Source organism: Cryobacterium sp. TMT1-3, from assembly GCF_004402315.1.
Taxonomy (GTDB): Bacteria; Actinomycetota; Actinomycetes; order Actinomycetales; family Microbacteriaceae; genus Cryobacterium; species Cryobacterium luteum.
The window spans coordinates 132,287-145,186 of record NZ_SOFW01000035.1 but is presented as its reverse complement, the minus strand read 5'-3'; the positions used below and the strand labels follow the sequence as shown (position 1 = coordinate 145,186).

Genomic DNA, 12,900 nt, shown 5'->3' with positions numbered 1-12,900 from the left:
CGGGAAGCACTGCGGCTTTCCGCACCTTTGGGGTACGTATAGATACATTACGGCCACCCAGCCCACCCGTCAAAACACACCCCACCCGGGCGTGTCGCACGGGGTGCGGGGGAGACTGGGAACGTGAGCAGACCAGGGAAGATGACGCAGCAGCATCCACTTGAGCATCGTGCCTGGATCTTGCGCCTAGGGTTTCGCCGCAGCCTGCTGCGACCGAGTGATTCCGACCGGAGTGACCGAGTCACTTATATCGAGTTGTTCTTCGATCTCATCTTCGTCTTCGCGCTCACCCAGCTGTCGCGCTACCTCTACGCAAACCAATCCTGGGTCGGTGCCCTCGAGTCGATCATTCTGGTGCTCGCTCTATGGTGGCTCTGGGTTTACACCACCTGGGTGACGAACTGGCTCGACCCGGCGAGGCTCCCGGTGCGCGGCGTCGTGATCGGCCTCTCGCTCGTGGGCCTCGTGATCAGCACGTCGATCTACGATTCGTTTGGAGATCAGGGTCTGGTCTTCGCTGTCGCCTACGTTGCCCTGCAACTGGGGCGCACGGTTTTCATGGTGCTCGCCCTCGCCCGGCATGACCCAGCCCTGCACGCGACTTTTCTGCGCATCCTGGTGTGGCTCTCGGTCGCCAGCTTGTTCTGGATCGGCGGAGCCCTCCTGCCACTGTCGTTGCGGCTGCCGGCCTGGCTGATCGCCCTCGCGATTGAGTACGGCTCAGCGAGCCTCGGGTTTCGCCTTCCCGGATTGAAGGCGCCGGGAGTCGATGACTGGGACGTCTCCGGTCCCCATATCGCGGAGCGCAGCGCCCTGTTCGTGATCATCGCCGTCGGTGAGTCCTTTCTGGTGACCGGGTTCGCGTTCGTCGACCAGGAGGCATCCGTTGTTGGAATCTTCGGCTTGTTCCTCGCTTTTGTGAACGGCGTCGCCATGTGGTGGCTCTATTTCGATCACGGAGAGCGCGCCGGGAGCAAGGCGATTTCAGCGTCGAGCGAGCCGGGTCGGATCGCTCGGCTCGCCTACACCTACGTGCACGCCATAATCATCGCGGGAATTGTGCTCACCTCGGTCGCTGACAAGTCGGTACTGGAACACCCGGGAGATGCCATGACGCTTGCGGTGGCCGTGACCATTGTGGGCGGGCCCCTGTTCTATCTCGTCGGGCTGCTGCTGTTCCGCTGGATCGTCGCGCGCACGCTGCTCATCTCCCACGTCGTCGGGCTCGGGCTGCTCGCCCTGACCGGTGCCGCGGGGGCACTCCTGACTCCGCTCGGGCTGGGTGCCGCGACCTCCGTCGTTCTGGTCATCGTCGCGGCCTGGGAGACGATTGCGCGCGTTCGCGCCGGCACGACCGACGACGACGCCGGTTGAGCGGATGCCGGGCCAACCTTGTGGCCGCGGGCCCCGGTTAGAAACTGGGCCTGCGGACGGGGCCCCGGCCCCGTCGCAGTGCGGGGAGAATGGGACGTTGGACTCTGGTGCTTGGGCCGTGCAGCCGAGATACTGAGCGGAGCAGCATCGTTTCGCAACGATCAGGAAGGCAATCATGGGTTCCCTCACGTATAACCGCGTCGTCGTGGAGATCGACGATCGCACCCTTGCTCACCTGCAACTCGTGATCGTGCAAAAGCTGCGCCGGGGTGAGAGTTTTCTGCTGTCCTGGCAGGATTCGGCAACGGCCGGTTCCGGACGCAGCTCGATCTGGCTCAATCCGGCCATCCCGCTGTATTTCACGTTCGCCAGCCGGCACGCCGCCACACTCAACCGACAGTGGATCGAAGATCTCAGCCGATCAGCCAACAGTGCTCCGGGACTCGTCATCGTCAGCGAGGTCGGATCCCTGCCGGTGACCACGCTTGCGGCGCGGCCGACGTCCACGTTCGATGCGAAAACGATCGCGCGCACCGACACCGGGCTCATTCAGTCCGTGTAGCGCGTGCTTATTCGGGCTGGGTTCGCAGAATCGCCGCGAGTTGGAGTGCGACTTCGTTGTCCGGGTCCAGCTTGAGGGCTCGCTCGACCTCACGCCGTGCGCCAGCGGCATCCTGGTTTGTATAAAGAACGATGGCGTTCTGCACGGCGATGGCAGCGTCCTGCGGTGCCAATTCCACCAGTGGGGCCAGGGTCTTCGCGGCACCGGCCACATCACCCTCGGTGAATTGCCCCACCGCGAGCGCGCGCTCGGTAGCCACGGTGTGGGGAAGCCCGACTCGTGACCGCTCTGCCCAATCGATCGCGCGTGCGGAGGCTCCGGGAACGCCGGCATCTGCGGCAGCGGCGAATGACTGGGCGGCGATTCCGGAGAGGTCGGCATCCCACGGACGAATGGCGGAGGCGGTGCTGAACGCGCTTTCGGCTGCGGCGATCTCGCCGCGGGCTGCGTGCGCGACGCCTGCGGCGAGGGGAACTTCGGCGCTGACCACGACAATCAGCCAGATTGACCAAACCGCCAGCAGAATTGAACGACCGGCCGCCGCAGTTCTGCGCTGCGAACTCGACCGCAGGCGAATTCGCAGCCCGCCTTCCGGCCTGCCTGCCACGAGGATTCCCAGCAGGAGGGCGGCGACGATGGTCGTTGACGGCGCCGTGAAGTGCGTGAGCAGGGCAACACCGAACCCACCGAGGGCCGCGAGGGAACCGGCGAGAACGTCGCGACGGGCGGCATCCGTTTTCGGGGATGCGGCCGGACCGCGCCTTGCCGCAGTCGGCTCGGCATCAGGCAACCGCCGCCAGGAGCGAAGACCGAACACCGCGGCCGTGATGAAGAGACCGCCGACCACGATGAGCAGCGGAATGCCGCCGGCCAGAAGAACCTGCAAGACCCCGTTGTGCGGAGAATCCAACACCGATTCACTCGTGGAGTTGCCCGCATTGGCGTTGAGGAATCCGCTCACTCCGACGCCGAGCGGATGCTCAGCCACTACCCCAGCGGCATCGCTCCAAAACGTGAACCGGCCCTCGAGGGACTGTGTCGAGAGCGGGCTCGCGCCGAGCACACGATTGCGGGTGAAGGGCACGGCCAGCGCCCCGCCGATGAGGAGCATGCCCGCAAGGGTGGCAATCCCCACGAGGCGAAGTCTCTGCCGGCCCGACGACCGCACGATTTCGAGGGCCATCAGAATGCCGAGCACTAGTACCGCAGCGAGCAGCCCTGCGCGCGACGCACTCAGGATGACGGTCGCGACGGCGAGCACCAAGGCCGTACTCAACCAGACTCGCTCGGCCAACCCCGTTCTCGGGTTGGTCCAGGCGCGCAACACGGGAAGCATCAGCATCGCGCAGAAAATAGCGCCGAGCACGCCCTGGTCGGTGGCGTTTCCGGTCAGGGACCCGGGGCGGGCCAGGTCCGTGGCGATGGGCCGTGCTCCGACCGCTTCGAGCAACGAGACCAGGCCGAGGGCGATGGCGGCCGTCGCGATCGCACGCACCAGCGTGCGCAGGCTGTCGGCAGGAGCGCCGGGGCCAAGCAGACGCGCGCCCGCCCACAGCGCACCGAAGTAGACCGGCAGGGTGACGAGGCCCTCATAACGCGGCCAGCGCCCCATGAGCTGCACGCCGGGGGCCGCCGAGATCAGCACGCTCAGCAGTGCGAGGGCGAGGGCAGCGGATGCCGCAGCCACAAACCAGCGCGGCAGCCGTCCGCGTGCGACCGCGACCGAGGCGAGTGCGACGGCGATGGCTGCGAGGGCGTCCTTCGGCAGGAACCAGCGCACGAACGCGTCGGGAAGAAAGACGATCGACGAGGCAATGAGCAGCCAGAGCGCGACCGTGGCTGCACGGCGGCGGGCGGGCGGGATCGCGGCGGGTCTGGGGACCTGGCGCTGCGGCATCCGCGTGGCGGGAATTGCTTTGGACATCACGAAGCGGCCTTCGACACATCAGCCGTCGAAGGCCGCCCGTCGATGCGGGTGCGTGCTGCTATTTCAGCGCCAAGGCGGTGCGGCGACGCGCTCGGATGGTCAACGCCAGACCGCCGAGTGCCATGAGGGCCAGGGCGAGCCAGCCCGACGAGAGGTCGGTGCCGGTGTCGGCCAGAGCCACGACCACTGCGGCCGAGGTGTAAGAGACACCGTTTTCGTCAACCAGCACGATGTGGTGCGTGCCCGACGCGATGTTCGCCGGCATGGGGAAGCTGCCGCTGACGCGACCCAGTGCGTCGGCGGTGAGGGTTCCGAGCAGCACCGGGGTGGAGTGCAGCCAGATGTCGACAACCTCAAACGGGGCGAAGCCGGTGCCGGTGATCGGGATGCTCGCTCCCGGGGCGATGGTCTTCTGCGGCATGGTCACGCGATCGCTCTTCGGTCCGACGACGGAGACGGAAGTCACCCCTCCGGTCTGAGGCAGCAGAGCTGGTGAGACCGGCGTAGATGTCGTGTTCGCCGGCTGGACTGCTTTCGTAGACTCACTCCAGAACGTGGCCGACCCGGTCGCCATCCCGGTCACCCGCACGTTCAGGGTGCTGCCGAGGTCATCTTCGGTAATCGTGTACGTACTAGAGGTTTTGACATCGCCGTAGCTACCGGACCGATGCCACGCGTAGCTCAACTCTGGGTCAGACGGGGTCCAGGGGCCAGCCACGGAGAGGGTCTGGCCCACACGAGCCTCACCGACGATCGCCACTTCACCCGAGATGGGGTAGGCCGTACCGTCAAGAACCAGAGTTGCGTCGATGTTTGAAACCTCGAAGTCCTTCGCGACTTTGATGCTCTTGGCGCCCTCGGCAGTGGGTGCATTGTCGTTGTACACCACAGCGAATCCCGTCGGCGTGCCGTAGGAGCCGAAGCTCACCTTGTAACTGCCGGCAGCGAGAGAATTCACGGAATACGAGCCGTCGGAGGCCGTGTAGTCAATGCCGTTGAAGCCAGGGGTTCCGTCCGCTGCGAGAATGGTTACTTCAATATTCTCTGCGGGTGACGTCGTTCCCAAGACGTTCTTCGAGACGACCCCGGAGATGACACTGCCCTGCTCCAGGAGGAAGTCGGCAGTCACATTGGCCCCGTCCAATGGCACCGAGGTTGTTAGACCGAGAAATCCGAAACCGTCTGCATTCGGTGCCGAGAAGGACACAATAGCCTCTCCTGTGCTCATGCCGGAGAGTTCATAGCGCCCGTCGACTTTCGTCGTTGTGCCGCGGTAGGACTGCCCAACACGGACACGGACGGATGCACCGGCGACCGGAACGATGCCGTTCGGCGTCACCCCGGTGACGGTACCGGAGATCGTCAGGTTCTCGGCGACAGTCGTAGCGAGTGGCGGGTTCTCCTCGACCGCAGTGGCCGGAGCCGCCGCGAGGGCCCCGAAGGTTAGGACGGCCGCTACTGTGAGCACGACCGCGAAGCTATGCTCCCGGATACGTGTGAACAAGTTCCCCATGATGACCTTCGATCTCGTGCGAGCGTTGGTCATGCGTGCATGTCCGAACGCGCGGAGCAATGCCCCCCACTGGATCCTATGTGGCGCAACAGATCGCAGCATCCGCTTCCTGGCCTGCGTGTCAGCCCAAACCGGGTGCCCCTCGAACGCGCGAGATCGCGGACCGGGCACGAGAAAGGGGCCCGCACAGTACGCGGGCCCCCTACGTTTGCGACGGCCTAGTGCTTGGCGACCAGGGTGAGCACGTCGTAGGACGCGACGAGTTCGTCATTCTGGTTGGTCAGCACGGCATCCCAGCGCACCTCGCCGTACTCGTCGGTCTCCCGCGGGGTGATCTGCTTCGCGGTGAGCGCGACCCGAATGCTGTCGCCGGGCGAGACCGGCGTGACGAACTTCAGGTTCTCGAGGCCAGAGTTGGCGAGTACCGGGCCGGGTGCCGGGTCGACGAACAGGCCGGCGGCCCAGGAGACGAGGAGGTAGCCGTGGGCCACCCGGCCGGGGAAGAACGGGTTGGCCGCGGCGGCCTCCTCGTTCATGTGGGCGTAGAAAGTGTCCCCGGTGAACTGCGCGAAGGTTTCGATATCCGCTAGCGTCACCGTGCGGGAATCCGAGACGATCTGATCGCCGATCACGAGTTCGGCGAGGCTCTTTCGAAACGGATGCGTGCTTCCAGCCCGCGCAGACGCGCCCTGGTGCCAGATTCCGGTGATCGCCGTGAGCATCTCGGGCGACCCCTGAATGGCGGTGCGCTGCATGTGGTGCAGCACGGCACGGATGCCGCCGAGCTCTTCACCGCCGCCGGCCCGGCCCGGGCCGCCGTGCACGAGCTGCGGCACCGGCGAACCGTGCCCGGTTGAGGTGCGGGCGTCGTCGCGGTCGAGCACGAGCACCCGCCCGTTGAAGGCCGAGATGCCGGTCATCAGGGCGACGGCAACCATGGGATCGTGGGTGGCGATGCTGGTCACGAGCGACCCGCCGCCCCGACGCACCAGGGCGATGGCCTCATCAATCGTGTCGTAGCCGAGCACGCTCGACACCGGGCCGAAGGCCTCGACCTCGTGCACGGCGTCGGCCGAAGCATCGTCGAAACGCAGCAGCAGCGGCTCGACGAACGCGCCATCGGGAGCGAGCGCGGTCGTGCCGTCGGCGTGTAGCACGGCCGGGGCATCCGTTCGGCCGACGACCAGATCGCCACCGGCGGCCTGCAGGCGAGCAACCTGCCTGAGTACCTCGAGGCGCTGCGCGGTGGAGGCGAGCGGGCCCATCGTGACGCCCTCAGCTCGGGGATCGCCGAGGACGATGCGTTCGGTGATGCGTGCCTGCACGGCGGCGACGACGTCGTCCATGGCCTCGCGCGGCACGATGACGCGGCGGATGGCGGTGCATTTCTGGCCGGCCTTGACCGTCATCTCGGTGACGACCTGCTTGACGAAGGCGTCGAATTCGGGGGTGCCTGTGGCGGCATCCGTTCCGAGAATCGAGGCGTTGATCGAGTCGGTCTCATTGGTGAACCGCACTCCCCCGGTCTGCACCGAGTCGCTCGCGCGCAGCTTCTCGGCGGTGGAGGCCGATCCGGTGAAGGCGACAAGGTCGCCGAGGCGCACGTCGTCGAACAGGGTCGGCACACTGCCGGAGACGAGCTGCAGCGAGCCCTCAGGCAGCAGGCCCGAGTCGGCGAGGATGCGCACAAAAGCTTCGGCAAGGTAGCCGGACGGGGTAGCGGGCTTCACCAGGGTGGGCACGCCGGCCAGGAAGGCCGGCGCGAACTTCTCCAGGGAGCCCCAGACCGGAAAGTTGAACGCGTTGATCTGCACGGCGACTCCGGGCAGGCGCGAGTAGATGTGGCGCGCGATGAAGGAGCCGTCCTTGGAGAGCGGCTCGACCGGCCCGTCGACGTAGACGCGGGCGTTGGGGAGTTCGCGACGCCCCTTGGAGGAGTAACTGAACAGCACGCCGATGCCGCCGTCGATGTCGACCCAGGAGTCTACTTTGGTGGCGCCGGTGCGGCTGGACAGCGCGTAGAGCTGCTGTTTGTGTTCGGTCAGCACCAGCGCCATCTGCTTGAGCAGCACGGCACGCTGGTGAAAGGTGAGTTCGCCGAGCGACTTCTGGCCGACGATGCGGGCGTACTCGAGGGCGGCGGCGAGGTCGAGGCCCTGCGTGCTGACACGGGTGACGACCTCGCCTGTCGAGGCGTCGCAGACATCAGTGCCGGTCGAAGCGTCGGTCGGGGTCCACCAGGATCCCTGCACGTAGCTGGGCAGAATGGTCGTCATGGGGTCTCCTTCAGGCTGGGTGCGGGGTGCTGTCTCGGCCTGGGCGGCCATCAGGCTTCGTCCCAGCGGTAGAAGCCCTGGCCCGACTTGCGGCCGAGCTTGCCCTCGGCGACGAGCCGGCGCAGCAGCGCCGGCGGTTCGAAGCGGGCGCCGAGCTGTTTGTGCAGGTATTCGGCGATGCCGAGGCGCACGTCGAGGCCGACCAGGTCGGTCAGTTTCAACGGTCCGACCGGATGCTTGTAGCCGAGCATCATCGCGGCATCGATATCCGCGGCACTCGCGACACCCTCTTCGAGCATGCGGATGGCTTCCAGCCCGAGGGTGACTCCGAGCCGGGAGGAGGCGAATCCAGGCGCGTCGCTGACGGTGATCGGAGTCTTGCCGAGGGCGGAAACCCAGCTTTGGGCATCCGCTACCAATTCAGGCGAGGTGGCGCTGCCGATGACGAGCTCAACCAGATTCGAGGCAGGCACCGGGTTGAAAAAGTGCAGGCCGAGAAAGCGGGCCGGGCGTGCCAGTTCGTCGGCGAGGTCGTCGATCGAGATCGATGAGGTGTTGCTGGCCAGGGCTGCGTCGGCGGAAAGCTGCGCCTCGACCTTGTGCAGGGCCTCGATCTTGAGCGCGCGCACCTCGGGAACGGCTTCGACGACGAGTTCCCGGTCGGAAAACAGGCCGAAGTCCGCCCCGACGGCGAGGCGGGCCTCGAGTTCCAGCCGGGTTTCGCCGGTGGCGCCGCGGGCGATGCTCGCGTCGACGGCGCGCAGCACGCGGTCGCGAGCAGCCGAGGCTTCGACGTCGTTGCGTTCGACGAGGGCAACGTGGGCTCCGGCGAGCAGAAAGGCGTGCGCGATACCGGCGCCCATGCGCCCGCCGCCGAGCACTCCGACCCGGTCGGGCACGCCCGATTCGCCGCGGTCGCCGAGTTCGAGTTCAGACACAGACATCAGACACGCTCCAAAATGAGGGCCGAGCCCTGGCCGACGCCGACGCACATGGTGGCGAGGCCGTGCTGGGCGTTTTCCCGCTCCATGCGGGCGAGCAGGGTGACGACGAGGCGAGCTCCGCTCGACCCGAGCGGATGCCCGAGGGCGATAGCGCCGCCGTCGCGGTTGACGATTTCTTCGTCGAGGCCGAGGCGACGGATGCAGGCGATGGACTGGGTGGCGAAGGCTTCGTTGAGTTCGATGGCGCCGAGGTCGGTGATGGCGAGGCCGCTGCGCTCGAGGGCGCGTTGGGTGGCCGCGACCGGGCCGAGGCCCATGATCTCCGGGGCCAGGCCGACGCTGGCACCGACGACGATGCGGGCGCGCGGCGTGAGGCCGTACTTCTCCACGGCCTCGCGGCTCGCTACGAGAATCGCCGACGCACCATCGTTGAGCGAGCTCGCGTTGCCGGCCGTAACGACGGAGCCGCCGGCGACGATGGGGCGGAGGGCGGCGAGGCCTTCGAGGGTGGTGTCGCGGCGCAGGCCCTCGTCGACGAGCACCTCGCCCTTTTGGGTGGGAACGCCGACGATCTCGTCGACGAAGTGGCCGGCGTCGATGGCGGCGGCGGCGCGCTGATGGCTGCGCAGGGCGAAGGCATCCGCTTCGGCGCGGGTGATGCCGTCGAGCCGGGCGACCTCTTCGGCTGTCTCCGACATGGAAAAGGTGGCTTTGTCGCGGGCGGCCAGTTTGGGGTTCACGAAGCGCCAGCCGATGGAGGTGTCGAACTGGGCGCCGGGCTTGGCCCAGGCTCGATCGGGTTTGGCCTGCACCCAGGGGGCGCGGGTCATCGATTCGACGCCGCCAGCGACCATCAGATCGGCGTCGCCGGCCCGGATAGCCTGGGCGGCCATGGTGATCGCTGACATTCCCGAGGCGCACAACCGGTTGACGGTGATGCCGGGCACGTGGTCGGGCAGTCCGGCGAGCAGCCCGGCCATGCGGGCCACGTTGCGGTTGTCTTCGCCGGCCTGGGTGGCGGCGCCGAAGATGATCTCCTCGATCAGGCCAGGGTCGATGCCCGCGCGGCGCACGGCCTCACCGACCACGAGTGCGGCGAGGTCATCGGGACGAACCGAAGCCAGCGCCCCGCCGTAACGACCTACGGGGGTGCGTGCTCCTCCAACGAGGTAGGCCTCAGCCATGTTCTCTCCTGACGACGGTGTCTGCGCGGGCATGCGGGAACGACTCGAAACTTACCGACCGTTCGGAAAGTAATTCTGACAGATGCGGGCCGGTTCGCACAACCCGCTGGCGCCTGAGTACGCAAAAGGGCACCCGCCGATTAGCGGGTGCCCTTACTGAGGCGTACTACTGCGAGCGGATGCTAGATGTTGGCGAGTTCCCGCACAGCCGCGTCACCGGGGGTGGCGGAGGTGTAGCTCGCATCGATCTCGGCACGGTCGAGCAGCTCGTCCATGCGGCGCTTGCGCTGCTTGGGAATGAGCGTGACGACGGTTCCGGTCTTGCCCGCGCGGCCGGTACGGCCCGCACGGTGCAGGTAGGTCTTGTATTCGTCGGGGGCGTCGGCCTGGATGACCAGGTCGATGTCGTCGACGTGGATTCCGCGAGCCGCGACATCCGTTGCGACGAGCACGTTGACCCGGCCGCTCGTCAGCATCTGCAGGTTGCGGGTTCGACGAGCCTGGTTGAGGTCACCGTGCAGGCTGGTGGCCTTGACTCCGGCGTCTTCGAGCTGGTCGGCGAGCTGCTCAGCGTAAGCACGGGTACGGCTGAAGATGAGCGTCTTGCCCTCGCGGTTGACGAGTTCTTCGATGATGCGGCCCTTGTCGCGGTGCTCGATGACGAGTACGCGGTGGTCGATCGTGGAGGAGGCCTGGTCTTCACCGGCGACCTCGTGCACGGCCGGGTTGGTCAGGAATTCCTTGACCAGCGAGGCAACACCCTTGTCGAGGGTCGCAGAAAAGAGCAGCTTCTGGCCGCCGGCCTTGGTCTGGCGCAGGATGCGCTGGACCGGCTCGAGGAACCCGAGGTCGCACATGTAGTCGGCCTCGTCGAGCACGGTGACGACGACTTCACTCAGGTCGAGGCGACCCTGGTCGATGAGGTCTTCAATGCGGCCCGCGGTGCCGATGATGATGTCGACGCCGCGCTGGAGGGCGCTGACCTGACGGTACTGCGGAACTCCGCCGTAGATCTGGGTGGTGAAGAGGCCGACGCTGCGGGCGATGGGCTGCACGGTGCGGTCGATCTGCAGCGCGAGCTCACGGGTCGGGGCCAGGATGAGTGCGCGGGGCTTGCGGGCCATCTTGCGGTCCTTGGCGCCGTTGTTCTCCATGAGCTTTTCGACGAGGGGAGCACCGAAGGCGATGGTCTTACCGGATCCGGTCTTGCCGCGGCCGAGCACGTCGCGCCCGGCGAGCACGTCGGGGATGGTCGCAGCCTGGATCGGGAACGGTGACGGAGCGCCGAGGGCGGCGAGTTCGCGCACAATGTTCTCGCCAAGGCCCAGGTCGCCGAAGGTCACACCGACGACATCGGAGGCCGTCGTCGCGATGGCTTCGAGGCGCTCCAGTACGACATCATCGCCGCCAGCAAAGCTCGGCTTGGCGCCGTTTTCGCTGCGCTTCGGGTAGAACTTGCTGTCGCCATCGCTCGGACGGTCGTTGCCGAAGTCGCGGCGCGGCGGGCGGTCGTCGTTGGAGCGACGCGGGGCGCGGTCTTCGAAGCTGCGGGCCGGGCGGTCACCGTAGGAGGGACGCTCGGTGCGGGGAGCACTATTACGGTCTCCATACGAGGGACGTTCGGTGCGAGCCGGACGGTCGTTGTTGTAGGCCGGACGATCGGTGCGCGGGGCACGGTCGCCGTAGGAGGGACGCTCGGTACGGGGAGCGCTGTTGCGGTCGCCATACGACGGGCGGTCGTTGTTGTAAGCCGGACGATCAGTGCGTGGGGCACGGTCACCATAGTTGGGACGCTCGGTGCGCGGGGCACCGTTGCGGTCGCCATAAGACGGACGCTCCGTGCGCGCCGGACGGTCATTGTTGTACGCGGGGCGATCGGTGCGCGGTGCACGGTCACCATAAGAGGGACGCTCGGTACGGGGAGCACTGTTGCGGTCGCCATACGACGGACGGTCGTTGTTGTAAGCCGGACGATCAGTACGAGGGGCACGGTCACCATAGGAGGGACGTTCCGTACGAGCCGGACGGTCGTTGTTGTACGACGGGCGGTCTGTGCGGGGACGGTCGTTGTTGTAGGCCGGGCGTTCATTGCGCTCGCTGTTGGTGCGGCCGCCGTTTTCGGGGCGAACGGAACGCGAGCCGTAGGCCGGGCGTTCGCTTGAGGGGCGCTCGTTTGCACGCGCGGCACGCTCGTCGGCGTTCCAGCGCTGCTTCTTGGGGGCACTCTCATCGGCGCGGTAGCCACGGTGTCCGGGGCTCTTGCTGCCGGCGTTGTTGGAGCCGCCGTGGCCCGATCCGCCCTTGGAGGCGTACTTGGGATCGAAGTTCTTACCGCCGCGACCGACGGGGGAGTTGTGCGAATTGCCTTGAGGCATAAAAATTTCTCTGGGTTGTGTTCAGTACATGGCAGAACAACATCGCACACGCGACGTAACTGAGAACCCGAGCAATCTTGGTCGGGGCCGTTCACATACAGTGATTTTTCACCAGCGGATTACTGGGAAACCGGCCCAACTTGACTTACAAACCCATCCGCGCACAGCACGGTGTCAAGAGCCGACTTGTCTACGCTACCGGAAGCTTGCTGAAAAGTCACGCAGAAGGGTGCACATTGCCTCGCCCTATTCTGGAGACATGACCATTTCGATCAGTATCGAGCCGCCCCGGCAGACCGACGTCGCCGAACTGCTGGCCGCCGGTACCGTCTTCGCGCATTCGCTCTACCCGGTGGAGAACACCTTTCTGCTCAGCACCGACGAACTGGAACGAGCCGGCGTCGCCGTGTACGTGGCCCGCGACGAGCACGGCACCGCCTGCGGCATGGCCGCCCTGGTGCCGCTGCGCTCCCTTGAGCACGCCGCCGAGCTGAAACGGCTGTTCGTACACCCGGCTGCTCGTGGGCGTGGCGTCGCCGGCCGCCTGCTCGACCGCATCGAAGCGGATGCCGCCGAACGCGGCATCCGCTCTCTCGCGTTGGAAACCGGCACGCTGCAGCACGCGGCCATGGCGCTGTACCGCGGTCGCGGCTATGAGCAGATCGAGCTGTTCGGCCAGTACATCGGCGAAGAGCTCAGCGTCTGCTTCGCCAAGAGCCTGTAACTCAGGCGGCACCCTCGAGCA

Annotated in this window: 9 protein-coding genes; 3 read left to right on the top strand and 6 right to left on the bottom strand. The window is 66.6% G+C overall.

What is annotated here, in order from left to right:
• Nucleotides 1–123 precede the first annotated feature (123 nt).
• Nucleotides 124–1,374 (top strand): low temperature requirement protein A, encoded by a 1,251-nt coding sequence (locus E3O25_RS12310; protein ID WP_134361274.1) that lies wholly within the window; start codon nucleotides 124–126, stop codon nucleotides 1,372–1,374.
• Nucleotides 1,375–1,549: 175 nt separating this feature from the next.
• On the top strand, nucleotides 1,550–1,936 hold the full coding sequence (locus tag E3O25_RS12305) for an ATP-dependent DNA ligase (RefSeq protein ID WP_174721740.1): 387 nt from the start codon (nucleotides 1,550–1,552) through the stop codon (nucleotides 1,934–1,936).
• A gap of 7 nt (nucleotides 1,937–1,943) precedes the next feature.
• Here E3O25_RS12305 and E3O25_RS12300 read toward each other — a convergent pair whose 3' ends face one another.
• From E3O25_RS12300 to E3O25_RS12275, 6 genes are all read right to left on the bottom strand, one after another.
• A complete protein-coding gene (locus E3O25_RS12300; protein ID WP_241988584.1) occupies nucleotides 1,944–3,860 on the bottom strand; it encodes an O-antigen ligase family protein in 1,917 nt (638 codons plus the stop codon).
• A gap of 61 nt (nucleotides 3,861–3,921) precedes the next feature.
• Nucleotides 3,922–5,331, bottom strand: a complete 1,410-nt coding sequence (locus tag E3O25_RS12295) for a carboxypeptidase-like regulatory domain-containing protein (RefSeq protein WP_166806022.1) — start codon at nucleotides 5,329–5,331, stop codon at nucleotides 3,922–3,924.
• A gap of 263 nt (nucleotides 5,332–5,594) precedes the next feature.
• Entirely contained in the window at nucleotides 5,595–7,652 is a 2,058-nt protein-coding gene (paaZ, locus tag E3O25_RS12290; RefSeq protein WP_092110468.1) for a phenylacetic acid degradation bifunctional protein PaaZ, read from the bottom strand.
• A gap of 50 nt (nucleotides 7,653–7,702) precedes the next feature.
• Nucleotides 7,703–8,596, bottom strand: a complete 894-nt coding sequence (locus E3O25_RS12285) for a 3-hydroxyacyl-CoA dehydrogenase family protein (protein WP_092110258.1) — start codon at nucleotides 8,594–8,596, stop codon at nucleotides 7,703–7,705.
• Nucleotides 8,596–9,780, bottom strand: coding sequence for an acetyl-CoA C-acyltransferase (locus E3O25_RS12280; RefSeq protein WP_134361271.1), 1,185 nt, complete (start codon nucleotides 9,778–9,780; stop codon nucleotides 8,596–8,598). Before E3O25_RS12280 ends, E3O25_RS12285 begins: the two co-directional genes overlap by 1 nt.
• 182 nt (nucleotides 9,781–9,962) lie before the next feature.
• On the bottom strand, nucleotides 9,963–12,155 hold the full coding sequence (locus tag E3O25_RS12275) for a DEAD/DEAH box helicase (RefSeq protein ID WP_092110262.1): 2,193 nt from the start codon (nucleotides 12,153–12,155) through the stop codon (nucleotides 9,963–9,965).
• Nucleotides 12,156–12,414: 259 nt separating this feature from the next.
• Between E3O25_RS12275 and E3O25_RS12270 the strand changes: the two genes are divergently transcribed.
• Complete coding sequence (locus E3O25_RS12270; protein ID WP_092110264.1) at nucleotides 12,415–12,879, top strand: GNAT family N-acetyltransferase; 465 nt, start codon at nucleotides 12,415–12,417, stop codon at nucleotides 12,877–12,879.
• The last annotated feature ends 21 nt before the right edge of the window (nucleotides 12,880–12,900 follow it).